This is a genomic window from Ruegeria sp. HKCCD6119, assembly GCF_013110585.1.
Lineage (GTDB): Bacteria > Pseudomonadota > Alphaproteobacteria > Rhodobacterales > Rhodobacteraceae > Ruegeria.
This window is the reverse complement of sequence record NZ_WVQV01000004.1, coordinates 103,823-127,692: the sequence shown is the minus strand read 5'-3', so window position 1 is coordinate 127,692 and position 23,870 is coordinate 103,823. Positions and strand designations below refer to the sequence as shown.

The window sequence follows — 23,870 nt, the reverse complement described above, 5'->3', positions numbered from 1 at the left end:
CGGTTATCGCTGGATGACCGCGTTTTCCCATTCAGCCAAAAAACGGCGGCGTTTCAGCCTGTCCAGAAATGTCATGAGCCCTGGGTCCAGCCCAATCGTTTCCCGATCGGTGCCAGTTTCGTGTGGGGCTAAGGGCGGCAAGGTAACGGGGTCGCCTACCCGTTTGGTTTGGTTGGAAATCAGGTGTTTGAGAAAAGACGTGGCCGCATCCGGTTGCGGCGTGCCATTTAGAACCATGGCCGTGCGCATCATGGTCGTCTGGAAATCCGACGGCAGAATGATTTCCACCGCGTCCTTGCTTCCAGCACGGGCTTCGGCATAGCTGCCCAGAACGTTGTAAGCCACTGCAATCTCACCTTTGACGAGGTCATCGATCATATCCGCCGAACAACAGTAAAGGCGCACGTCCAATCCACCCATCACCTCCATAAGCCGCCAATACGTCTCGGACGCGCGGGCATCCTGCGTTGCGAACAAATATCCCAGACCGGATTGACGGATGTCATAGGTGCCCACACGGCCCCTGAAATCATCGGGACGCAAACGAAGGATTTCAATCAGTTGTTGCCGGGTCTCGGGGATGGGGCCGCCAGCAAAGGCCGCGCGGTTAATTACGATTGTCGCCGGTTCCGATGTAAACGCGAAAAGACTTTGATGCCATTGCGCCCAGGATGGCAGCGGTATGTCGTCGATGATACGCCCAAAACCGTCGTTTGCCAGCTTCAGTTGCAGGTCCATCGCGCTGGATATGACGACATCGAAGTCTTCCGGCGCGGCGCGGACTATTCGGTCAATATCTGCGGTGCCGGTCACCAGGTATTCGACAGAGATACCGGGGTTTTCTTCGATGAAACCCGCAATCAAGGGTTCGAACAGAAAGGTGTCCGTGCTTGAGATCACGCGTAGATGCGCCTCATCCGCCGAGGCGTTGAAAACCTGCCTGTCCTCCCAGGTTTGGGCGGCAGCAACGACAGGAAGACTGAAGATAATCAAAGCGATAAGATAACGCACGCGCCGCCCCCCTGTCGATTGGTCAATTCCAGTGTGCCACCATGTGCAGATGCAACGTCCTGAACGATTGTAAGGCCCAATCCGGATCCGATGGTTCCGCTTGCGTTCTTCCCGCGCTCGAAACGGCGCGTCAAAGTGCCGATCTCGTCAGGAGGAAACCCCGGCCCACGGTCTTTGACAATTATCTGAATGCGTGGCTCCAAAACGACCTCGATGCGTACGACACTGTCGGCAGGGGCATATTTCAGAGCGTTGTCGATCATGTTGCGCACAGCGTTTTGAATAAGAATCGGATCACCCGAGTAGGAAACCTTTGGATCGCCACTCAGGGAAAGCGACAAGTCCTTCATCTCGGCGATTGGCGTGAGACGCTGCACCAGATCACGGACCAAAGCATTGAGATCAATGTCTTCGCGTTCCAGATGATCGGCGCGGAACGTGATCATCGCATGATCCAGCAATTGCCCCGCCGCGCGCGAGCTTTCATCAATGGCCCGCACCATCGAGCGCAATGCTTCGCGATTTTCTTCCTTTTCAACCCTCTGCAACGTGGCATCGGCATAAGATCGAACGGTTGCCAAAGGGGTGCGCACCCGGTGGGCCGCTTCGGCGATGAAATCTTCCGATTGGCTCAGTGACTGATCCAGTCGCCCCATCAAAGAGTTCAACGACGCCACCAAAGGCGCCATTTCGCGGGGTACGGGCTTTTTGAATGGGCTCAGGTCCTGCGGACCGCGCCGGGTGACAGAGGTCGTAAGCCTGTTCAATTGGCCAATCGTGGACGAGGTGGCCCAGAATGACAGCGCAGCGGCAAGAGCAAAGAACCCGATGCCCAAAATCGCCGCGTTGCGTGAAATCTGGTCCAGAGTTTCCGCAAGCGCGTCCTGCGTTTGGCCCAACGCGACCTCGATGACGGTTTGTTTGTTCAGGCCCACCAGCGTTCGCCGAGCACTGACCTGACGTATGGTTTCACCCCGTATCCGACTGGTTTGAAAGCTCCACTTGCCGTCGAATTGCCCTGTGGCCGGCGGCAGATCTTCATAACCTGACAAAAACGCGCCATCCTGAAAAATCGCGTAAAAAACCCGGTCGTCGGACGGTGTGCTGAGCATGGCGAAAGCTGCATAGGGAATATCAACCTCCAACTGACCGTCGCGCAAGGCGGCTGCGTCCAGAATTGAGGTGACCGACGCCCCCAGGATGTTGTCTTGCCCTTGTTGCGCGACCTGTGCGGCATAGTTGCGAACCGCGATAAACAGAAGAAACGCCAATATAGCGGCACCGCCGATCAAAGTCAGGACCAGCCTGTTCCGAAGCGATCCTGACACATAAGGATCAGGAGGCATGATCCAGCCTGTATCCAAGACCGCGAAGCGTGGTGATCTTCAGGTCCGACGCTTCAAGATGTTTACGAAGGCGGCCAACGTAAACCTCGATTGCATTGTCCGAGACATCGTCATCATATGAAAAAAGCCGGTCGGTCAGTTTCTGTTTCGAAAAAACCTGACCAGGCGCGCTGATGAACAGTTCCAGAAGGCGCAGCTCCCGGTTGCGCAACGAAACAGTCTCATCCCCTACGGTCAGATGGCCTGCCAATGGATCAAAGACTATTCCGCCCACTTCAATCGTTGTCCGTGAATTCCCGGATTTGCGACGCAGAACGGCCCGGCAGCGGGCCTCGAGTTCGGCGTGGTCGAACGGTTTGGTAACATAGTCGTCGGCCCCCAGATCCAGCGAACCGATTCGATCCGAAACCTGGCTGCGTGCGGTCAAAACGATCACGGGGGTGTCCAGATGACCTGCGCGATGCCGTTTGAGAAAGTCGCGCCCGTCCCCATCCGGCAACATGATATCCAACAGAATAAGGTCGTATTCCTGAGTTTCGGTAAAGGCAGTCGCCTCGTCCAATTTAGACGCATGATCAACCACATGGCCGTCTAACCTCATGCGCGAACAGATGGCGTTCGCCAGATCAAGATTGTCTTCCACAAGGAGGAATTTCATGGGATTTTTGCTATTTTTTCTGCGTGACAGGTTGATGTCAGGTTGATGTGTTTTTGTTCCACCCAATCTGAGCCGCCATGCGGCTGGTTGTCAAATGGGAGGACATCATGACGACATTCACACTGGGCCGTCGCGCCCTGATTGCAGCTGTGGCTGCCTTTGGTCTGGCCGGGCCGTCCATGGCTGAAGATCAGGTCGTGGACAGCATTCACTTTCTGATCCCCGGTGGCGCCGGTGGCGGCTGGGACGGAACCGCGCGCGGCACGGGCGAAGCGCTGACAAAAGCTGGCCTTGTCGGCACGGCGTCATACGAAAACATGTCGGGCGGCGGTGGTGGCAAAGCCATCGGATATCTGATTGAAAATGCCGACAGCAATCATGGCACTCTGATGGTGAATTCGACGCCGATCGTGATCCGCTCATTGACCGGTGTATTTCCTCACAACTTCCGCGATCTGACGCTGGTTTCGGGTACTATCGGCGACTATGCCGCGATCGTTGTTGGCAAAGACAGCCCGATCAACTCGATGGCGGATCTGCTTGCCGCGTTTGATGCGGACCCAGGCGGCACAGCGATCGGTGGCGGCTCGGTTCCCGGCGGCATGGACCATCTGGTCGCCGCGATGGTGATGGAAGCAGCGGGCAAGGATGCGCTTGGCGTGAAATACATCCCCTATGACGCGGGCGGCAAAGCCATGGCGGCCCTGCTGTCGGGTGAAATCGCCGCCTTGTCCACCGGTTTTTCGGAAGCGGTCGATCTGGCGAATGCGGGTGAAGTCAAGATTATCGGCGTGACATCCGAAGAGCGCGTTGATGCGGCTCCTGACGCGATGACGATGAAGGAACAGGGCATTGATACCACCTTCGTGAACTGGCGCGGCTTCTTCGCGGCCCCCGGCCTGCCCGAAGAAAAGCTGGCCGCCTACCAGGAAGCGATTGCCAAGATGTACGACACCCCGGAATGGGAAGAGGTTCGTGCACGCAATGGTTGGGTCAACATCCACAACTCGGGCGCAGATTTCCAGACGTTCCTGGAGCAGCAGGAACAGCAGATCGGCGATCTTATGAAAAAGCTGGGCTTCCTCTAAGTCCATTTTCGGCAGAGCGGATCCGCCGCTCTGCCTTCCCACGAAAAGGAACAGGGAGGGGCTCTCATGGCGCTGGATCGCTGGATCGCGCTCATTCTTCTGGGTGTGTGTTTGACATATGGCTACGCCGCTTGGTTCACGATGGACGGCAGCCTGCCCCCTTTCATGCAGCGAAATCCGATCTGGCCCAGCACCTTCCCCAAAGTGCTGTCGGTTCTGGGTGTCGTCACCACCACGATTATTTTGCTGGGCTTTGAAAAGGCGGAACCAAAGGAAGCCGATATCGATTACCGGCGACTGGGGGAATACCATCTTGATCAAGCGCTTATGTTGCTGGCCTTGATGGTGATTTACGCGCTTTGCCTGCGCCCTGTTGGGTTTCTGATCTCGACCTCGGCCTTTCTGATCCTCGGGTCTTTCATTCTGGGTGAGCGCAAATGGCACGTCATGCTACCCGTCGCGCTGATCGCCACAGGCGCGGTCTGGTATCTGGTTCAGGAAGTTCTTGGCATCTACATGCGCCCATTGCCGGGCATTTTCGGAGGCTGACATGCTCGAAGGACTTCTGATCGGTCTGCAAACGGCATTCTCAATTCAAAACCTGCTGATGGTGGTCGCAGGGTGCCTGATCGGCACGTTCATCGGCATGCTTCCGGGTCTTGGGCCGATGTCGATCATCGCCATCATGATCCCGGTGGCGATTTCCATGGGCGACCCGTCCGCAGCGCTGATCCTGCTGGCCGGAGTGTATTACGGCGCCATCTTTGGCGGTTCGACATCTTCAATCCTTCTCAACGCGCCGGGGGTCGCGGGCACTGTTGCGTCCAGTTTCGACGGCTATCCGATGGCCCGCCAAGGCAAAGCAGGCAAAGCGTTGACTGTTGCAGCTATTGCAAGTTTTGCCGGCGGTACGATCGGGGCCATTTTGTTGATGGTCTTTGCCCCTGCTCTGTCTTCGGTGGCACTGCTGTTCCACTCAGCCGAGTATTTCGCGCTTATGGTCGTGGGCCTGTCGGCAATCGCAGCCTTCGCAGGCACCGGTCAAGTGGCCAAAGCCGTCATCATGACGCTACTTGGGTTGATCATGGCAACGGTCGGTGAAGGTGCATTGTTCAACCTGCCGCGTTTCACAATGGGTATCATGGATCTGCAATCGGGCTTTGGCTTCATCACGCTTGCCATGGCCATGTTTGCCCTGCCCGAAGCGCTGTTTCTGGTGCTCAAACCAAAGAACCTTCAGGGGGATGACGGCGAGATCAAGGACCTGCGCATCACAGGCAGTGAAGCCAAGGCCATCGCGCCGGTGATCGGCCGCCAATCTGTACAGGGCTTCTTCATCGGGGTTCTGCCCGGTGCGGGGGCAACGATTGCCAGCTTCCTCGGCTACGCGGTCGAGCGCAACATTGCCCCGAAAGAGGAGCAGGACGAATTCGGCAAAGGGTCAATAAAAGGTCTGGCCGCGCCCGAAACGGCGAACAACGCGGCATGCACCGGTTCTTTCGTGCCGCTGCTGACACTGGGCATTCCCGGGTCCGGCACAACCGCGATCCTGCTTGGCGCACTAATTGCCCTGAACGTGACACCCGGCCCACGGCTGATGCTGGACGAGCCGCAGATATTCTGGGCCGTCATCATGTCAATGTTCATTGGCAACCTCGTTCTGCTAATCCTGAACCTGCCGCTGATCCCATATATCGCAAAGGTTCTCTCGGTACCGCGCAATTACCTGATCCCCTTCATTTTGTTCTTCACTCTGATGGGGGCCTATATCGGGCAGAACAATGCGACCGAGCTTTTGATACTTGTTGGCTTCGGTGTTTGCGCCACGGCGTTGAAATTTGCCGACTACCCGCTTGCGCCGCTGCTGATCGGTTTCATCCTCGGGGGGATGATGGAGGACAACTTTGCCCGCTCGATGCAGCTCTATGACGGTATTGCTTTCATCTGGGAACGTCCGATGACGCTGGGTCTGCTTGTTGTCGCGGTGCTGCTGGTGCTGTTGCCCAGCTATCGCGCACGCCGCGCGCGTGCCCGGGCCGCAGGGGTTGCCGACGGTGACTGAGCCACTGGCAGGAATACGGGTTCTCGATCTGACGAATGTCCTCGCGGGTCCGTATTGCTGCTATCAACTGGCGCTCATGGGTGCCGAAGTGATCAAGGTCGAACGCCCTGACGGTGGCGACCTTGCCCGCGTCCTGGGTGCTGATCCCGCCAGAAACAAGGCCGGTATGGGCGTCAGCTTTCTGGCGCAGAATGCTGAAAAAAAGTCCATCACGCTCAACATGAAATCAGAACGGGGCAAGGCGCTCCTGAAACGCCTTGTCCAGACAGCCGACGTGTTGGTAGAGAACTTTCGCCCCGGTGTGATGGATCGGCTTGGACTTGGGTATGGCGTCTTGCGCGATGTGAACCCCAGCCTGATTTACTGTGCCATAAGCGGATTCGGTCAGGACGGTCCACGCCGAGGCGATCCCGCCTATGACCAGATCGTGCAGGGTATCAGTGGCGTGATGTCTGTCACCGGCGGTCCAGACACCGCACCCTATCGCGTTGGCTATCCTTTGGCGGACACGATCGGTGGGATGACGGCTGCTTTTGCAGTGTCCGCCGCCCTGAACGCGGATTCTCGCGGGGCCTATCTGGATGTGGCGATGTCCGAAGCCGTGATCTCGACAATGGGTTGGGTCGTGTCGAACTATCTGATCGCCGGTGCCATTCCCGGGGCCCATGGCAACGAAAACACGACGTCAGCACCGTCGGGAACATTTGCAGCCTCTGACGCGCCCATCAACATTGCCGCCAACCGCGACGAACAGTGGCAGGCACTGGCCAGGCATCTGGGCCGGCAAGACCTGCTGGCCCACCCGGATTATGAAACGCGCGAAGACCGCAAGCGCAATCGCCACGCCCTGCGCGCGGCGCTGGAGGAGACCTTGCGGACCAAAGCGGCATCGGACTGGGTCAGCGAACTCAACGCAATCGGAGTGCCGGCCGGGCAGGTATTGACCGTGCCCGAGGCGCTTGATGACGAACAGCTTGCCGGTCGTGGCCTGATCGGATCTTTTCGAGTGCAGGGCGAAGACATGAAACTTGCAGGCAGCCCCATTGTCATGGACGGCGAACGGCAAATGCCCCAAACCGCGCCGCCTGAACTTGGAGCAGACAATAAAGCGATCTGGTCTGAAGTTGGGTTGACCGGCGCGGAAATGGACGCTTTGAGCAAGGAAGGCATCATATGAGCGATGTGTCCAATTGGTGGACGACTTCCATCATCGATATGGAACCGGGCCGGATCGACCTGCGCGGAGAGCCGATCCAGAATCTGATCGGACATCTCAGTTTCAGCGAGATGATCTGGTTCATGGTTCGTGGCGACCGACCATCTGGGGCGCAGGTCCGGTTGTTCGAGGCCGCGCTGGTCGCCGCCGTGGACCACGGACCTCAGGCCCCTTCCATCGCAACGGCGCGCATGGCCGTGACCTGCGGGCTGCCGCTGAACAACGCGATGGCGAGCGCTGTGAACATGTTGGGGGATATTCACGGCGGGGCTGGTGAGCAAGCGGTTATGCTGTACCATTTCGTGGCGCAACATCCTGGCCGGTTGGATCAAACGCTGGACGAGTGGATCGAGCGTGAAGGAAAGATATTGCCGGGTTTTGGCCATCGTTTCCACACGCCGACGGATCCGCGCGCACCACGTCTGATGGCGTTGGTCCGTGATGCTGTGACGGACGGGGCTTGTGATGGTCAGTTCCTACAGATCGGACAGGCGATCGAGGCAGAGTTGGCGCACCGCAAAGGAAAGCCTGTTCCTATGAACATAGATGGCGCCACCGCGGTGATCTATGCCGAGTTGGGCTTTGCGCCCCCACTGGCACGCGGTCTGTTTTGCCTATCCAGATCGGTTGGCATTCTGGCCCATGCGTGGGAACAGATGCAGCAAGGCGGCCGGAACAAGGGACCGACCCCGCCTGCCTATCGCTGGACCTATGTCGAAACTTAGATCGCTAGGCAGTTCTGAGCCGTGGGCGTTTGGCCAACAGGTCAGCCGCCGCACGGGCAATGACCAGTTCTTCATTGGTCGGGATTGCCATGACCACGACGCGGGACAGATCGGTTGAAATGATCCGGTCATTGTCCGCATTTGCATCAGGATTGAGCTCGATGCCCAGCCATCCCATCCCAGAGCACACCCGGTCACGCACGAGGCGTGAGTTTTCTCCGATCCCACCGGTAAACACCAAGGCGTCGATACCGCCGAGAATGGCCGCCATCGCGCCAAGCTCGCGCCGGATACGGAAGGTGAAATAGCTGATCGCCTGTCGGCTTTCGCGTGTGTCCGCCTTTTCCAGGGTACGCATATCGTTGGACAGCCCGGACAGGCCCAACAGCCCAGATTTCCGGAACAACAGGTCTGAGATTTCGTCAGCGCTCAGCCCTTCCTGGTCCATCAGATACAGGACCACGCCAGGATCAAGTTGACCACAGCGTGACCCCATCGGCAGCCCGTCCAGTGCCGAAAAGCCCATGGTCGATCCGACGGAACGCCCTCCGATCATCGCACACATCGATGCACCATTGCCAAGATGGGCCACGACCACGCGCCCTTCGTGCAAAAGCGGCGCTGTCTTTGCCATGTGATCCGAAATGAATTCATAGCTGAGCCCGTGAAAGCCATAACGCCGAACACCTTTGTCGTAATACTCGCGCGGCAAGGCAAAAACGTCATTCTCCCACGGATGATTGCGGTGAAAGGCGGTGTCGAAACAGGCGATCTGAACCGCATTCGGAAAACGTTCCATCGCGGCCCGGGCTCCGGCCAGATTGTGCGGCTGATGCAAAGGCGCGAACGGCGACAGCTTGTCCAACTCCTGAATGGACGCCTTGGTCAATGGCACCGGAGCGTCGATGTCAGGTCCACCGTGGACAACACGATGCCCGACCGCAGTCACGTCGCTGTTTGGAAATGAGCGCGCAAGCAGGTTCAAAACCCAGTCCAGCGCTGCGGCGTGATCGCGTATTTCTCCGGCGGTGCCGCTGGCAAGGACACTTCCGTCGGAAGACTTCGCCTTGACAAACGGCTCTGGTTCTCCAATCCGCTCGACCGCGCCGGTGCACACCATGATCGGATCGTCATCGGTCAGCTCGAACAGACCAAATTTCATGGAAGACGATCCAGCGTTCAGTGTCACGACATGTGTCATGCGGGTGCTCCGGTGCGCGGTAAGGAAAAGGCTTCGTGCAGTGCCGCCACGGCACAGGATGCCAGCCGGGCTTTGTCGTCATCGGCGCGGCTGGTCAAAATGATCGGAGCTTTGGCCCCCATGACCAGACCGGCCCCTTCTGCATTGGCGATATAGGTCAGCTGCTTGGCCATCATGTTCCCGGCATCCAGATTTGGCACCACCAGAATATCGGTTTTGCCCGCGACATCCGACACAATCCCTTTGGAACGCGCAGCCGCAAGGCTGACGGCATTGTCCATGGCAAGGGGGCCGTCAACAAGCCCGCCCGTGATCTGACCGCGTTCCGCCATTTTCGACAGCAAAGCCGCATCAACCGAGGATCGGATCGCCGGATTGACGGTTTCGATGGCAGACAGAACTCCCGCCCTGGGGTTTTCGATCCCCAGCGACAGGGCCAGGTCGATTGCGTTCTGGACAATATCAATCTTGGTTTCCAGGTCCGGCTCGATATTGACCGCCGCATCCGTCACCAACAAAGGTCTGGGTTGGCCGGGCACGTCCATGACAAAGACATGGGTAAAGCGGCGGCCGGTGCGCAGGCCGTTTTCACGCCTGAGCGCAGCCTTCAGCAATTCATCCGTATGCAGATGCCCTTTCATCAGCGCTTTCGCACGACCTTCTGCAACCAGATCGACCGCCGCATGGGCCGCACCGACGTGATCGCTCTGCGCAATGATTTCAATCCCAGCCAACGACGCTCCGATTTCGGCGGCCGCGTGAGAGATTTTGTCCGGGTTACCGATCAGAATGGGTGTGATGATCGTCTCATGCGCGGCCAGCAGCGCCCCACCCAAGGCGTTGGGCTCTTCCGGGGCTACAACGGCGGTCGGCATGGGCGGCAACGGGCGCACCTTTTCCAGCATGGCATCAAAGTGACGATGACGTTTCACCACCAGCCCGGGCAGATCCAACTCGGCGAACACCATCTCTTTCTCCGGCGCGATCACGACGGCCTGCCCGCTGACGATCACGGCACCGTCCGATGGGCGCGTAACGACCGTTTCAAAGACAACTTCCCGGTGTGGTCGCTTTTCCAGAAGGGTGACTTTGGATACCAGCTCATCACCGGCATGCGCCCTTTCCACAAAATCAAATCGCTGCGATTTATAGAGCGTCCCTGCCCCCGGCAGAACGTTCCCTAAAACGGCCGAGATCAGGGCCCCCACGAACATGGCAGGGGCAACCGCTTCGTTGATGTGGTCGCCGTCGCCGTCTTCGCTGGATAGATGAAGCGGATTGTGATTGCCGGAATTGTTGGCGAACACATAGAAATCATCAACCGAGCACGTGCGGGCCAACTCGGCAGTATCACCGACCTGAAGCTTGTCGTAAGGCGTGTTGTGGTACTGCATGAACTGTCGTTTCCATTTCGATCCGTTTGGCGACACTGAGAGCTCTCTTGCTGATACCCAGTTCAGCGCGCAATGAAAACAACGCATGCCGGCTGCCCGTATCGGTCTGCACGCTATTTCCGGCGGGTAACGCCTTTATGTCGTTAAGCCCGGATAATGTGCGGATTGCAGATCAGGCGCGCCGATTTCCACCGCCGCCCTGTTTGCGCATCGAAAGCCCGATCCGTTTTCTGGGTACATCCACCTCGACAACGCGCACTTTCACGACTTGCCCGGCCTTGACGACCTCATGCGGGTCCTTGACGAAGCGGTCGGCCAACTGGCTGACGTGAACCAGACCGTCCTGATGAACGCCCACATCCACGAATGCCCCAAAGGCTGCCACGTTTGTCACGGTGCCCTCAAGAACCATTCCGGGCTTCAGATCGGTTATCTCTTCGATGCCATCCGCGAAAGTGGCCGTGACAAAGCTGGGCCGGGGGTCTCGTCCGGGTTTCTCAAGCTCGGCAAAGATATCCAGAACCGTGGGCAGGCCGAAATCTTCGGTTACGAATTGTTGTGCCCGCAACCCTTTCAAGGCCCCCTCATGGCCCATGATGTGCCTGATATCCCGCCCGCAGGCCGATACGACGCGGCGGGCGACGTCATAGGCTTCGGGATGCACCGACGACGCATCAAGCGGTTCGGCGCCGTCCCTTATGCGAAGAAATCCGGCGCATTGCTCAAAGGCACGCGGACCCAGCCCGGCAACGGACAACAGGTCCTTGCGCGATTGGAACGGCCCGTTCAGATCGCGATGGGCGACGACGGCTTCGGCTTGCGCGGGGCCCAGCCCCGACACACGCGCAAGCAAAGGTGCAGAGGCCGTGTTCAGGTCAACCCCGACCGCGTTCACGACATCCTCGATCGCGGAATCCAGGGATTGCGACAGGCGGTGCTGGTCAACGTCATGCTGATATTGCCCCACGCCGATGGATTTCGGTTCGATTTTGACCAGTTCTGCCAAAGGGTCCTGCAATCGCCGGGCGATGGACACCGCCCCACGCAGCGAAACGTCTAGATCGGGAAACTCTCGTGCTGCCAGTTCCGACGCGGAATAGACCGAAGCCCCCGCTTCGGACACAACTACCTTGGTCGGTGCTTTTACCGCCTTGGGGAGCAGAGCCAAAGAATCTGCAACCAACCGTTCGGTTTCTCGGCTCGCTGTTCCGTTTCCAATGGCGATGAGTTCAATCTGGTGGGCCGAGATCAGGTTTAGGATGGTAGCCTGCGCTCCGCGCAAATCGTTTTTGGGTTGGAAGGGATACAGCGTGTCAGTGGCCACGACCTTGCCCGTTGCGTCAACCACCGCCGCTTTTACGCCGGTGCGGATGCCGGGATCGAGGCCCAAAGTGGCCTTGGCACCCGCCGGAGCAGCATACAGCAAGTCCTTAAGGTTGCGTGAAAAGACCTGAATTGCCTCGTCCTGTGCCCGACTGCGCAGTTCGGCCATCAGTTCGACCATCATCGACAGCGAAAGCTTGACCCGCCAGGTCCACCCGGCCACCTTGCGCAACCAGGCATCACCCGGTCCTTGGCCACGGGTCTGCAGATGCGCGGCCACGATGGATTCGGCCCGGGCTGCCCCGAACTCCGGTTCCGGCGCGATATCAAGTGAAACAATGCCTTCTTTTGACGCCCGCAGCATTGCCAAAGCCCTATGCGATGGAACATCCGCCCATCGTTCGGAATGGTCAAAATAATCACTGAACTTGGCGCCTTCCTTTTCTTTCCCGTCGACAACTCTTGCACTGAGCAGCGCCTCGCGCTGCATGAAGGCCCGCAACTCACCCAGCAGTGTCGCATTTTCCGTTAATCGTTCGGTCAGAATGTCCCGCGCGCCGTTCAGCGCGTCTCGAGGGGTGGCGACAGCTTCGCTCAGGTATGCCCCGGCCAGTGTTTCCGGGTCCGCATCGCGATCGGCCAGAATGGCTTCGACCAGGGGTTCCAGCCCGTTTTCACGCGCGATCATCGCCTTGGTGCGCCGCTTGGGCTTGTAAGGCAGATAGATGTCTTCCAGCTGGGCCTTGGTTTCTGCCCGAGCTATCGATTTACTCAGATCTTCGGTCAGCTTCCCCTGTTCTTTTATCGATTTCAGGATGGTTTCCCGCCGTGCCTCAAGCTCACGCAGATAGGTCAAACGTTCGGACAGAAGGCGCAATTGGGTGTCGTCCAACCCACCGGTTGCTTCTTTCCGATAGCGGGCGACAAAAGGAACCGTCGCTCCGTCGTCCAATAGATTGATCGCAGCACCGGCCTGATCGGGACGTGCATTGATCTCGGTGGCTATGGTGCGGGCGATACGGTCCAAGGGGGCCTCCTGAAACGGCAGTGGAAGGGCTTCTTAACCAGCCGTTTCAGCAAGGGAAAGTCCCTTGCACCGGTCCGTCCAAAAGCATCAGCGAATAGCAACTGTTTTCGCGGCTATTCGACGCTTCTGAGCCATTGAAAGAAAACACCAGCCTGCAAGGGCCTCACCCCCACGGCATCAGCCCGCAATACCCGGTGCGCGCGCTTACATTATGCGCCATTTGCGCCAGCGTCGTCAGGTCAAAGACCGGCAGTTTCAGGTCTTCCTGAATGCGTTTTGCATAAGGGGGAAGATCCGTGCATTCCAATACCACGGAGCGTATTTCGGGCGTATCGCGCTTCAGCCTGCGCGCAGCGTCCAGCACTTCGGCCTCGATCAGATCTGTGTCCATACGGGTGCGCGCGTTGCGCAGGATGACTTCGGCAAACTCGCTGGTGTGTTCCAGACCCTGTACGGCCACCGGAACGCCCCCTGCTCCAACGCCTTCGAAATGGCGTTGCGTCAGCGCTGACGAATCCGCTGTTATCACCCCGACCGGTGCGCTGGCCCCGGTCATGTGAAAGGCCAATGGCACTTGTATCAGGCTCGAAGCGAAGACAGGCACCGATACGGCCGCGGCCAACTCTTTTTGGAACAGGGCGAGAAACCCGCAACTTCCGGTAATGGCGCGTACGCCTTCAGCCTCAAGCCGTTGCGCGCCTTTAATGAATGGGTTCAGCAGATCAGGCGTCGGATTGTTCAGCAGCGTTGGCACCGTGACGCCATCTATCATCTCGTACAGCACCGGGAACGGCAGGCTGGAAGGGTTCTTGATATGACCGGGAGGTTTGGGAAAATAGCTTTCCAGACACAAAACCCCGATTGAGGCTCCGCAGATATTCTGTCCACCCTGATAGATCGGCATGATTGGGTAATCCTTCTTAGAAACGGTGGTTGTTACGCGTCAAAATCGCGACAAGGCGATTGAATCCAATGGGATGTTGAGGCGCTGCCCTGACACCAGATCAGCCACCAGCTCGCCGGTTTTGGGGGCCATCATCAAACCGTAATGGGAATGACCAAAGGCGGTGAACAGGCCCTTGTGCCCCTCAACCGGACCGATCGCAGGCAAACTGTCGGGAAAAGACGGGCGTCGGCCCATCCAGAACTGTGTATCCGAGGTGTTCAGATCCGGCATCATTGCGCGGGCCTGTGCGGTCAGAAGCGACTGTTTGCGTGGATCTGGCGGCGCGTCGATGCTGCCGAATTCGGCCGTGCCCGCCACGCGCAGACCGTCCTGCATCGAACTGGCCACCACCTTGGCGTCCACGTCCATCACCGAGTTTTCCAGGCTGGCAGAGGGGGTCGGGAATTGGACATGGTATCCACGCTCGGCCACCAGTGGCACGGGCAAACCCAAGGGTTTCAGCAACTCGGCAGACCAAACACCGGCGGCCAGCACGACAGTATCGGCGTGAAGCGCGCCGGCCGACGAGGTCAAATGCCATTGGCCGTCTTCCGTGCGCTTTAGTTCTTTGACTTCTGTCCGCACGAACTCGGCGCCTTGTTGACGGGCCTTGTCGGCCAAAACCGCACCAACCCGGCCAGGAGACGTGACCCGCGCCTGTCCCTTGATCAGGATCGCAGCCTTGAAATCTCTGGATAACGCAGGTTCGATCCGGCGCAATTCTGGTCCGTCGATCCGCTCTAGATGTCCGCCTTTTTCCTGCCGGATCAGATATCCCAATTCTTTCAGGTCAGCCTGATCCGGGTTGCGAAACGCGTGGACATAGTTGGAATCAACAATAAGGTCTTCGTGCCCGGTATTTTGCAGATGTCTTCGGTACAGATCTATCGAAGGGCGGCACAGCACCTCCATTGCGTCCGAGATATTGCGTACGGATTTCACGCTTGAATTCTTCAGGAACCTCAGGCCCCAAGGTATCATCCTGGGCCAGAACGCAGGTCTGACGGTCAACGCGCTTTTCGGGTCCAACAGCATCCCGGGGATCGTTTTCCAGATACCCGGCGTGGCCTGTGGAATGACCGACCAGGGCGAGACGACACCGGCATTGCCGAACGATGTCTCCTGCCCCGGTTCTCCACGGTCGATCAGACGCACGGCAATACCGCGCTCCTGCAACGAGAGCGCACAGCACAGACCGACGATCCCGGCGCCGATGATGGTCACTTGTTCAGGCATGTCAGACCGTTGCTTGAATTCGGCTGCGGGCGATCACCTGTGTGATGATGACAGGAGACGCCACCGCCAATGCGATCAGGTCAGCCGTCAGCGTGGGCGCCACGAAGATAACCCCGGCAATGGCCATCAGGATGCGCGACACGAGGTTGAGTGGCTGCAACCAATACCCCACGACCGCTGCCGAAAGGGCGATGACACCGGCGATACAGCTGGCGGCGGTATAGGTGAATTCCCAAAGATCGAACCCGGTGGAAGACACGAACAGCAAAACCGGCGCATAGACGAACGCCATTGGCGCGATGACCTTGCCCAGTCCCAGCGTAAAGGCGGACAGCCCGGTGCGGAACGGGTTGGAATTCGCAATCGCTGCCGCCGCATAGGCCGACGTACAGACCGGAGGTGTGATCTCGGAGACCACGCCATAATACAACACGAACAGATGGCTGGCGATGGGTGGAACCCCCAACTGCGCCAGCGCAGGCTGCGCCACCGAGACGAGCATGATGTACAGCGCCGTGGTCGGGATGCCGGCACCCATCAGAATGCAGACGATGGCAATAAAGACCAGCGAGATAAACAATTGCAGGTCTTCCATCGCAAACAGTTGGAAATTGCCGAACGAGATCATGTTGTAAAGATCGGATGCCAGATTGCCCGCGCCCTGCGTGACCATGAAGCCGATGCGAAAGCCGATGCCGGTAGTGTTGATGACACCCACCACGATACCAACAGCGGCGGCAGCGGCCCCCACGGCCAGCGAGTACTTTACCCCAAGTTCGACCGCGGCCAACATCTCGGGCACTTCTATCCGTTTCTGCGGGTTGAGCGTGGCAATCACCGACAATCCGCACAGAATCGCTGTCATGGACAGGTCAAACCCACCGTCGGAGAACTTCCAAAGCACGAACGCAAGAAACGCCGCCGCGTAGATCAGTGTTGGCGGTTGCTTGATCCGCGACATGCCCGCGATAACCGCCAGCGAAATACCGCAGAAGGCCGACATGAACGGCGTGTAGCCGGTAAACAGGACGACCAACAAACCGATCAACGGAACGATATTGGCCCAACCCTCGGCCCAGACGGCCTTGAGCTGTGGCAATTGCTCTTTCGCCAGACCTTGCAGGTTCAGCTTACGCGCCATCAGGTGCACCACGGCAAAGACGCCGACATAGTGCAGTATCGCCGGAAAGATCGCTGCGATCACGATGGTGGTATAGGGCACCTCGAGGAACTCGGCCATGATGAAGGCCGCAGCGCCCATGATGGGCGGAGTGATCTGACCACCGGCCGAAGACGCGGCCTCGACCCCGCCTGCAAAGTGACCGGGGTATCCAAGGCGCTTCATGTTGGGAATTGTCAGCGCGCCGGTCGAAACGGTGTTGGCCACCGAAGAGCCCGAGATCGTGCCGAAGAAGGCCGAGGATACCACCGACACTTTGGCCGGACCGCCCGTATAGCGACCCGCCAAAATGGTTGCGTTATCAATGAACAATTGTCCAAGCCCCGTTCGCTGAGCGATCACGCCGAACAGGACAAAGTGGAACACGATGGTCGAAACAACCCAAAGCGTCACGCCATAGATTCCTTCCTGCGGGAAGTACATCGACGACACGAAGGTTTTGAAGTTCACGCCCGGATGTTGCAGCAACCCGGGAAAATAGGGACCCATCAGCGCGTATGAGATGAATACGCAGATGATCAACGGCAATACCCAACCCAGCGTGCGGCGCGCAATGTCCAGTACCAGAAGGATGATGATGACGCCGAGGATCACATCATAGCTGTTTGGGTTGCCCATGCGGAAGGTTTGTTCCTCGATCCCCAGGAACGGGATGCCGCGCCAGGCGAAACCAACGTAAAGCGCGGCGACGATGCCAAGCGCCATGAACACCAGATCATAAAGAGGGACGTTGCCGATGCGGAAGCGACTGACTTTGAGAGCATAGAGACTTTTGGTCCCGACAATCGGGATCGTGGCGTAGACCAGAATGAACAGCAGAGCCAGATAGATGCCCATATGCCAGTGGTCGGCCGGCAAGCCGAACCCAGCCGTGAAGAATTCGTAGAATGCAAAGATCAGGGCGACGACACGCAACACCTTGCCTGCCGTGGGCGTGACCTGCCGGACAGCGGCGCCTTCGTCGAACTGTTCTTCGATGGCCGCCAGCTCCTCGGCCGTCAGTTCGTGGTCATCAAGTTTCTGGGTCTCGGACATGATGGCCCCCCGATTTCGCAAAATTCCAGAGTGCGGTGCCCCAAGAAGGGGCACCGACGACAGGTTTCAGTCAGGTGTGGTTATTGAAGAAGACCGGCTTCTTTATAGAACTTCTCAGCACCCGGATGCAGCGGAACACCCAGCGCCTCGACGCCGTCGAGGGCAGTATCAGGCGTGATCTGCTTGCCCTTTGCGTGGCCGTTGTCCAGCAGCTTGCGCGTGTTGTCGTTCCACAGGGCCTTGGTCAGCTGATAGACCAGATCTTCGGACAGATCCGATGACACAACCAGCATCGCGCTGACCGCAGGGGTCTTGGTTTCGGAATCGATGCCTTCATATACACCGCCCGGGATAGCGGACGGGATATAGGCAGGAATGATCTCGTTGATCTTTGCCAGATCTTCATCGCTGAAGGAATGCAGGTTCATGCCCTTGGTCGATGACAGCTGCACCATTGCGGCAACCGGCCAGCCTGCTGCGTAGAAATAGGCGTCAAGCTGACCGTCGGCCAAACGCTCGGCGCTCTGACTGTTGTTCAGCTCGGCCTCGTCCATATTGTCGCGATTGACGCCCCAGGCGTCCAGCATCTGCAAAACGGCCACCTGCGTGCCGGAACCAGCCTGGGCAATACCAACGCGCTTGCCTTTGAGATCACTCAGATCGTTGATCGTCTGACCGGCTGGCAGCACCAGGTGCAGGTCTTCCGGGAACAGGTTTGCGACGATGCGCAGTTTCGGGTGGGGTTTGCCTTCAAACTTGCCCTCACCCAGATACATCGAACGGGTTACATCTGCGGCGGCCAGGCCGGCCTCAAGCTCGCCGTTTTGCACGGCGGCATTGTTGAAGACTGACGCAGTTGTCGACTGTGCAATCGCGATCAACCCGGGCACGCCGCATTGGCCGCCCTCTTCGCAGGGGCGTGAGCCTGGAGGGGCCGAAATTCCGTTGGCGATGGTCCCGCCGATCGGGAAATAAGTGCCGCCTGCACCGCCGGTGCCGATGCGAAAAAAGGTTGGGTCCTGTGCAAACGCCGGTGCAGCCAATGCACCCGCCAAAGCCAAACCCGTCAGGCATTTCATCAATTTCATAGTAAGCTCCCAGTTGTGGATCATTGGATTCGGTTTGTTCGAATTCTGATCCGTTCAGCCTATGGAGTTTTAGCATAAATACAAATTTGTTATATTTAACAAAATGAAAGTTTAGCTTATGTTTTAGATATGAACCTTGCTCAATTGACAGTTTTTCGTGAGGTGATGGAAACCGGGTCCATCTCTCAAACCGCGAAGAAGCTGAACCGGACACAACCCGCGATCAGCCTGGCAATCAAGAACCTGGAAAGGAGTCTGGGACTGACCTTGTTCGAACGAAAAGGCCGGCGTCTGATCCCAGTGCCAGAGGCGCATTACCTGTTGGCAGAAACCACCGGAATACTGGACAGATTATCTACGGTTTCCAGTACGATGCACGGTCTTCTTAAAGGAAATTCAGGCAGCCTGAACATTGCCGCCATGCCGGGACCGTCCATTTTTGCCTTCCCGAATTTCATAAGCCGTTCAGTTGGCGGGAATCCGGACATCCGGGTTACGCTGTCCACCCGCAGTTCGCCACAGATAATGGAACTTGCAGGCACTCAGAACATTGATTTCGGGTTTGCTGATTTCGAACACCCGGTCGGAAAGAAGCCGCAATTTACGGCAGAGATCATCAGCGGAGACTGCTTTTGCGCAATGGATCGGGACAACCCGTTGGCGCAAGAAAAGGCTGTGACGATTTCGGATCTCGATGATGTGCCAATGGGTGGACTGTATGACACCCACCCTTTTCAGAAGAAAGTGCAGCGCGCTTTTCAGATGGTTGCCGCCACTTACAAACCTAGTGTGACGTGCCAGTATTTTCTTCCGCTCATTCCGTTTGTTGGATCGGGGCAGTGCTGCTCGATTGTCGATCCGTTGACTGTTGCGACGGAACGGAAGCTGAATATCTCGCATGGCCGTGTGGTATTCCTGCCTTTCAAGGACCCCCTCAGATACGAATACGCCATCCTGTCGCCGGATCACCGCCCCCCTTCGCAATTGGCGCTGAAAATAAAAGCGGGATGGAAGGCGGAAGTTGTGTCGATGCTGGATCAGACCAACGCCAACCCGCGGACGGAAGACTTCTGAAAGACACCCGGCCGAACTTGGAAATGTGCGACAACCGGAAAAACTCAGATGACGCGCGCGACCGAGGCCTCCAGCGTCGATTTTAGCAGTTGCGTATCTATCGGTTTGTAAAACAGCGGCAGCTTTGCTTGTTTACACTGCTGAACAATCTCTTGTGATCGATTGGCTGAGATAATACAGCCGGGCAAATGCCCGAATTCATCCGTCAGGGCGCGCATGGCGTCCGTGCCTGTTTTTCCGTTGTTCAATTGATAGTCGGCGACAACAAAGTCTGGCAGGATGCCTATTTCGCGCAGAAGGCCAATCGCTTCGCTTTCGCTTTCGCATTCCAGAACCTCGACGCCCCAGGATTCGATGGTCATGGTCAACGCGCCGCGCAGGTTTTCATCGTTTTCGATCAACAGGGCGACGGTGTTGCCCAGCACATTCAAGTTTGGTTTTTGTACCACTGAAGAGCAGAGAGAAACCTCTGGTTTCACCCGGGCCAAAGGTATTTCGACCGAAAACCCCGTGCCCTTTCCAACTTCGGAAAACAGGTGGATGGGGTGTTGTAGCAACCCGCAGGCCCGCTCGACAATCGCAAGACCCAACCCCATTCCTTCGGCGGCGCTGGCATCTGAATGCAAACGCTGAAATTCCTGAAACACGATATCTCTTTGATCTGATGCTATGCCAATGCCCGTATCCCAGACTTCCAAAGCAATTGCGTTCTTGCGATGCCTGACACCAACAAGAACTTTGCCGGTCTCGGTGTACCGGATCGCGTTTGACAGCAGATTCTGCAATATACGCCGAAGGTAACTGGCATCGCTTGTGACCAGAGCCTTTGTGTCAACAAAACGCAAACTCAAACCCTTGGCCTGGGCGACGGGCTTGAATGCGTCTTCCATCTGCAAGAAAAGCTCGCCCACCGACACTGTGGACAGATGCGCCTTGGCCCGCCCGGAATCCAGCTTTGAGATGTCCAGCAGGGCTTCGAGAATGTGTTCGACACTGTTCAGGGCGCTTTCTGCTTTTGCTGCAACGGTCCGGGCGGTGTCAGTGTCCAAACCGCTGCCCAGTGACGCAACATAGAGCTTTGCAGCAGACAGAGGCTGCAACAGGTCATGGCTGGCGGCGGCCACAAAACGCGATTTTGACGCGTTCGCCCGTTCAGCCTCGTTCAGCGCATCCGCAAGCTCCATTGTGCGTGACGCCACACGTTGTTCCAAAAGTTCCTTGGCTTCATACAAGGCCTGCGCAGACCTCCGTTCCGCAGTTACATCGGTAAAGGAAATCACAAAGCCCCGGTCTGGCATTTCCTGCGCAAAGACCGACAGGATTTTCGATCGCCCCTGATGCATCTGGAACTGAAGAGGGCGGCGGTAGGTTGGTCGGCTGACCCAATCCAGCAGATCCGCCTCGGTGATGCCTTTCTGAAAGCTGATGTTGTCGCCCAGGCGATTGGACAGGGTTTCAAACCGCATGCCCATCTGAAACTGAGTGATCGGTATGGCCAAAAGCTCGCTTGCGCGGGTGTTCCACCCGATCATGCGGTGCTTGTTGTCAAAGATACAGACGCCCTGATCGATATGTTCAAGCGTGGCGCGGATCAGCCGCGCCTTGTCGTCAAGAATGCGATCCCTTTCTTGCCGTTCGATCCGCATGATATCTGTCACGTCGGTTTGCAGGATCACGGTGCCCCCGTCTGGCGTGCGGTGTTCTGACACTTGCGTCCACCGATTGCCCGAAAGACGAACATTGAACACCACGTGGTCATCTGCGTGACGATCCAGACGGCTTTTGGCCCAGTCCTCTGGGCTCATTGTCTCTGGCAAGGACAGGAACCTGGATCGGCTGACCAGTTCCACGTAGTCGGCAAAACACAAGCCGGGGTTCAGCTGTTCCTGAATATCGGGCATATGCATCCCGAACCTGCTGTTGCACAGCACCAGTTCTTCGTCACGATTGAACAGGGCAAAGCCTTCCTGCACCGTTTCGATCGCATTTGCCAAATCTGCGCGCGCTGCTTCGGTTTCCTTGTTGGCCTGAGCCAACCTGGCGTTGGAGTCATTCAGAAGTTCAAGCGCGCGCTCAAGGTCATCCGTTCGGGCGCGAACCTCTTGTTCAAGCACCGCCGCCCGTTGGAACTGAGCATAAGCCGCGCCAGAGGCATTGGTGGATTCTTCGACCCGCCGCATCAGGGCTTCGGCAATTTTCCTGAGTTTTTCGTTCTGACGTTCAAGGGAGTCCGAGGGGTCTGTGAGATGCTCGATCATACCTTACTCTTTCTCGGGCGGGTATATCGCCACGCCGGTCAGGGTCTGGTTCACATGGATCGAATTGAATTGCTCTCCATAGGTCGAGAAACCGACCACGTGATGGCGAGACAGGATGTCCGAGATCGCGTGCGTCTTCTGCTTTTGCTGGGCCTCCAGCCGGCGAAGGATGCAGTCACAACCCAAAATGGTGTCGGGTTGCTGTTTCTCGGTCAACAGGCTGATTTCTTCCTGTAGATGTTCAACCATGTCCCGAGGTTCTGCCAGCGTCAGGACCAAGCCTTCGTCAATCGCCGAAAAAAAGACGAGATCGCCATTTCCCGCTACCTGCTGGATCGCGCGGACATGGTGTTGCCCGCCTATTTGCACAACGACTGGATGGGCCGCGAATGTGAATGTGGTGAGCTGTTCCGGGTCTTTGCCGAGAATACGGGCGTATTCGCGGGCAGCGGGTTCGGCATTGATTTCCTGAACGATGCGTTTTGCCGGGTCTGCCTTGGTCACGACCATGCGATAGGCGGTGGGCAGAAGGTGATCGGTCTTGAACACCTTGATCGGACACCGCGTGCGAACCTGCGTGAGTACGGCTGCGTTGCTTCTTGCCTGCCCCTGATACAGAACATAAGTGCGCCCGAATTTGGTTCCATCCCCGGCCGAACCGCCGAACAATGGCACCGGCCCCAGCCCCACAGCCAATTCCGACGTCAGTTCATCTTCTTTTGTCGACAACCCGTCAATCATCAGGAACGTGAATTCATGGCTCCAGTCGGGTGCGTTTGCCATCATCGTATTTCTGTTGTGGATCATCTCTTTGATGATGCTGTCGGACTCGAATTCGTTCAGATCCGAAACAAGAACCGTGCGTATGTCGAAATGGGATTGCGGCAGGCCGATCGCGACGATCTGATCTTCACAATACCCACTATCCGCCAGCTCTCCGGCGGTGGTGCAACCAACAATCGGGGTCGGCGCAAAGGCGCGCTCGGCATCCGCGATCACCACGGATGCATCGGCGTTCGGGCTGACAAAAAGAATGACAAGCGCAAGTGGGTCATCACCCAACTGGCGTCTGAGGGTCTCGATCGACTGCCCGGTGTCGTGGCGTGCAAAAGCCGTTTTGACGATGCCTGGCGTACGGGCCCGGGCTGTTGCCCACCCGACTGCTTGGTCCATCGTGCCTCCTCCCTAAAAGCGCGACGATGACGTGAGAGTATGACGCTTAGCCTTGGTCTTGCAAGACACTGGCAAAGGACGCTTTCTTGACGATCAGAACCGCCTGCGTACGACTTTGAACACCCAGTTTTCGCATTATTGCTGTCACGTGCGCTTTGACCGTCGTTTCCGCAATCGACAAGTCATAGGCGATTTGCTTGTTCAGTTTGCCTTCGCAGATCAGTTGCAGGATGCGCGCCTGTTGATTTGTCAGTGTCGCCAGTCGTTTGACCGCTTCGTCGTGTTCGTCCTCTTCCTCTGTGTCAATCAAAACACAGCCCTCTGGCACGAAAACGTCACCGGCGTGCACTGTCTCGAATGCAGTGCGGAACACGTCGCGCTGACTGTGCTTGGGGACATAGCCTGATGCGCCGGCCTGTATCACCTGGCTGACAACGCGGTTGTCCGTCAGCGACGACACCACGATCACCGGTGCGTTTGCGGCAGCCTTCAAGCGGATCAAACCTTCCAGGCCGTCCACATCCGGCAAATTGAGATCCAGCATGACCGCATCGGGTTTCAGCCCACTTGCCAGCAGATCCAAGGCGTCCTCCAGCCGGTCTGCCGTATGGATTTTCCGGATCTGAGCCACACTTTGCAAGGTCATCGACAAGGCGTCGCAAAACAAAGGATGGTCATCAACGATCAGCACGTTTTCGAAATTATTGCGCGCGGCGGATTCAGCAAGCATCTGGTATAGCCTTTTGCATTCAAATGGTCTCCAGCCTAACCAATCCTAGCGATGAATGAAAACCACGCATACTGGCGGAAGGTCGTATAATAACGCGCA

The 23,870-nt window shown here is 57.5% G+C and carries 19 protein-coding genes; 6 read left to right on the top strand and 13 right to left on the bottom strand.

Translation table 11 applies throughout. The features are described 5' to 3' along the window. Positions 1-3: 3 nt before the first annotated feature. The 3 genes from GS611_RS12210 to GS611_RS12200 are packed head-to-tail and all read right to left on the bottom strand — an operon-like array spanning position 4 to position 3,015. The gene (locus tag GS611_RS12210) at positions 4-1,011 is read right to left on the bottom strand and encodes an extracellular solute-binding protein (RefSeq protein WP_171636007.1); all 1,008 of its coding nucleotides are present in this window, start codon (positions 1,009-1,011) and stop codon (positions 4-6) included. Next, entirely contained in the window at positions 990-2,357 is a 1,368-nt protein-coding gene (locus tag GS611_RS12205) for a sensor histidine kinase (RefSeq protein ID WP_171636005.1), read from the bottom strand. Before GS611_RS12205 ends, GS611_RS12210 begins: the two co-directional genes overlap by 22 nt. Beyond that, a complete protein-coding gene (locus tag GS611_RS12200) occupies positions 2,347-3,015 on the bottom strand; it encodes a response regulator transcription factor (protein WP_171636003.1) in 669 nt (222 codons plus the stop codon). The genes GS611_RS12205 and GS611_RS12200 overlap by 11 nt, the downstream gene beginning before the upstream one ends. A 107-nt stretch (positions 3,016-3,122) precedes the next feature. On the opposite strand from GS611_RS12200, the gene GS611_RS12195 reads away from it, so the two are divergent. The 5 genes from GS611_RS12195 to GS611_RS12175 all read left to right on the top strand — a co-directional run bounded on the left by GS611_RS12195 (position 3,123) and on the right by GS611_RS12175 (position 8,106). Further along, positions 3,123-4,103, top strand: a complete 981-nt coding sequence (locus GS611_RS12195) for a tripartite tricarboxylate transporter substrate binding protein (protein ID WP_171636000.1) — start codon at positions 3,123-3,125, stop codon at positions 4,101-4,103. 66 nt (positions 4,104-4,169) lie between these two features. After that, entirely contained in the window at positions 4,170-4,652 is a 483-nt protein-coding gene (locus GS611_RS12190) for a tripartite tricarboxylate transporter TctB family protein (RefSeq protein WP_152460311.1), read from the top strand. Between the two features lies 1 nt (position 4,653). Next, a complete protein-coding gene (locus GS611_RS12185) occupies positions 4,654-6,165 on the top strand; it encodes a tripartite tricarboxylate transporter permease (RefSeq protein ID WP_171635998.1) in 1,512 nt (503 codons plus the stop codon). Then, positions 6,158-7,342: a CoA transferase gene (locus tag GS611_RS12180; RefSeq protein ID WP_171635995.1), complete on the top strand. Its 1,185-nt coding sequence runs from the start codon at positions 6,158-6,160 to the stop codon at positions 7,340-7,342. The genes GS611_RS12185 and GS611_RS12180 overlap by 8 nt, the downstream gene beginning before the upstream one ends. After that, positions 7,339-8,106 (top strand): citryl-CoA lyase, encoded by a 768-nt coding sequence (locus GS611_RS12175; RefSeq protein WP_171635993.1) that lies wholly within the window; start codon positions 7,339-7,341, stop codon positions 8,104-8,106. The genes GS611_RS12180 and GS611_RS12175 overlap by 4 nt, the downstream gene beginning before the upstream one ends. 4 nt (positions 8,107-8,110) lie before the next feature. Here the strand turns inward: GS611_RS12175 and GS611_RS12170 are convergent, their stop codons facing one another. The 7 genes from GS611_RS12170 to GS611_RS12140 form a co-directional block, all read right to left on the bottom strand. After that, positions 8,111-9,307, bottom strand: coding sequence for an acetate/propionate family kinase (locus GS611_RS12170; RefSeq protein ID WP_171635991.1), 1,197 nt, complete (start codon positions 9,305-9,307; stop codon positions 8,111-8,113). Continuing rightward, on the bottom strand, positions 9,304-10,701 hold the full coding sequence (locus tag GS611_RS12165) for a bifunctional enoyl-CoA hydratase/phosphate acetyltransferase (RefSeq protein WP_171635989.1): 1,398 nt from the start codon (positions 10,699-10,701) through the stop codon (positions 9,304-9,306). The genes GS611_RS12170 and GS611_RS12165 overlap by 4 nt, the downstream gene beginning before the upstream one ends. 172 nt (positions 10,702-10,873) lie before the next feature. Next, positions 10,874-13,051: a Tex family protein gene (locus GS611_RS12160; protein ID WP_171635987.1), complete on the bottom strand. Its 2,178-nt coding sequence runs from the start codon at positions 13,049-13,051 to the stop codon at positions 10,874-10,876. Positions 13,052-13,214: 163 nt separating this feature from the next. After that, positions 13,215-13,955 carry an aspartate/glutamate racemase family protein gene (locus tag GS611_RS12155; RefSeq protein WP_171635985.1) on the bottom strand — a complete coding sequence of 247 codons (741 nt, stop codon included), beginning with the start codon at positions 13,953-13,955 and terminating at the stop codon, positions 13,215-13,217. A 39-nt stretch (positions 13,956-13,994) separates the two neighbouring features. Then, positions 13,995-15,233: an FAD-binding oxidoreductase gene (locus GS611_RS12150; RefSeq protein WP_171635983.1), complete on the bottom strand. Its 1,239-nt coding sequence runs from the start codon at positions 15,231-15,233 to the stop codon at positions 13,995-13,997. A 1-nt stretch (position 15,234) separates the two neighbouring features. Continuing rightward, a complete protein-coding gene (locus GS611_RS12145; protein WP_171635981.1) occupies positions 15,235-17,448 on the bottom strand; it encodes a TRAP transporter fused permease subunit in 2,214 nt (737 codons plus the stop codon). 80 nt (positions 17,449-17,528) lie between these two features. Beyond that, positions 17,529-18,536 (bottom strand): TAXI family TRAP transporter solute-binding subunit, encoded by a 1,008-nt coding sequence (locus GS611_RS12140; protein WP_171635979.1) that lies wholly within the window; start codon positions 18,534-18,536, stop codon positions 17,529-17,531. Between the two features lie 144 nt (positions 18,537-18,680). On the opposite strand from GS611_RS12140, the gene GS611_RS12135 reads away from it, so the two are divergent. Continuing rightward, positions 18,681-19,610 carry a LysR family transcriptional regulator gene (locus tag GS611_RS12135; protein WP_253283270.1) on the top strand — a complete coding sequence of 310 codons (930 nt, stop codon included), beginning with the start codon at positions 18,681-18,683 and terminating at the stop codon, positions 19,608-19,610. Positions 19,611-19,654: 44 nt separating this feature from the next. Here GS611_RS12135 and GS611_RS12130 read toward each other — a convergent pair whose 3' ends face one another. The 3 genes from GS611_RS12130 to GS611_RS12120 are packed head-to-tail and all read right to left on the bottom strand — an operon-like array spanning position 19,655 to position 23,771. Next, entirely contained in the window at positions 19,655-21,868 is a 2,214-nt protein-coding gene (locus GS611_RS12130; protein WP_171635974.1) for a PAS-domain containing protein, read from the bottom strand. A gap of 3 nt (positions 21,869-21,871) precedes the next feature. Next, positions 21,872-23,041 (bottom strand): FIST N-terminal domain-containing protein, encoded by a 1,170-nt coding sequence (locus GS611_RS12125; RefSeq protein ID WP_171635971.1) that lies wholly within the window; start codon positions 23,039-23,041, stop codon positions 21,872-21,874. Positions 23,042-23,087: 46 nt separating this feature from the next. Continuing rightward, positions 23,088-23,771, bottom strand: coding sequence for a response regulator transcription factor (locus GS611_RS12120; RefSeq protein WP_171635969.1), 684 nt, complete (start codon positions 23,769-23,771; stop codon positions 23,088-23,090). Positions 23,772-23,870: the final 99 nt, after the last annotated feature.

What these genes read in the sequence shown, in the direction of transcription:
- GS611_RS12165 (WP_171635989.1), bottom strand. Translation starts at nt 10,701, where the DNA reads ATGCAGTACCACAACACGCCTTACGACAAGCTTCAGGTCGGTGATACT.
- GS611_RS12130 (WP_171635974.1), bottom strand. Translation starts at nt 21,868, where the DNA reads ATGATCGAGCATCTCACAGACCCCTCGGACTCCCTTGAACGTCAGAAC.
- GS611_RS12195 (WP_171636000.1), top strand. Translation starts at nt 3,123, where the DNA reads ATGACGACATTCACACTGGGCCGTCGCGCCCTGATTGCAGCTGTGGCT.
- GS611_RS12205 (WP_171636005.1), bottom strand. Translation starts at nt 2,357, where the DNA reads ATGCCTCCTGATCCTTATGTGTCAGGATCGCTTCGGAACAGGCTGGTC.
- GS611_RS12140 (WP_171635979.1), bottom strand. Translation starts at nt 18,536, where the DNA reads ATGAAATTGATGAAATGCCTGACGGGTTTGGCTTTGGCGGGTGCATTG.
- GS611_RS12185 (WP_171635998.1), top strand. Translation starts at nt 4,654, where the DNA reads ATGCTCGAAGGACTTCTGATCGGTCTGCAAACGGCATTCTCAATTCAA.
- GS611_RS12145 (WP_171635981.1), bottom strand. Translation starts at nt 17,448, where the DNA reads ATGTCCGAGACCCAGAAACTTGATGACCACGAACTGACGGCCGAGGAG.
- GS611_RS12125 (WP_171635971.1), bottom strand. Translation starts at nt 23,041, where the DNA reads ATGGACCAAGCAGTCGGGTGGGCAACAGCCCGGGCCCGTACGCCAGGC.
- GS611_RS12155 (WP_171635985.1), bottom strand. Translation starts at nt 13,955, where the DNA reads ATGCCGATCTATCAGGGTGGACAGAATATCTGCGGAGCCTCAATCGGG.
- GS611_RS12190 (WP_152460311.1), top strand. Translation starts at nt 4,170, where the DNA reads ATGGCGCTGGATCGCTGGATCGCGCTCATTCTTCTGGGTGTGTGTTTG.
- GS611_RS12175 (WP_171635993.1), top strand. Translation starts at nt 7,339, where the DNA reads ATGAGCGATGTGTCCAATTGGTGGACGACTTCCATCATCGATATGGAA.
- GS611_RS12170 (WP_171635991.1), bottom strand. Translation starts at nt 9,307, where the DNA reads ATGACACATGTCGTGACACTGAACGCTGGATCGTCTTCCATGAAATTT.
- GS611_RS12120 (WP_171635969.1), bottom strand. Translation starts at nt 23,771, where the DNA reads ATGCTTGCTGAATCCGCCGCGCGCAATAATTTCGAAAACGTGCTGATC.
- GS611_RS12150 (WP_171635983.1), bottom strand. Translation starts at nt 15,233, where the DNA reads ATGCCTGAACAAGTGACCATCATCGGCGCCGGGATCGTCGGTCTGTGC.
- GS611_RS12200 (WP_171636003.1), bottom strand. Translation starts at nt 3,015, where the DNA reads ATGAAATTCCTCCTTGTGGAAGACAATCTTGATCTGGCGAACGCCATC.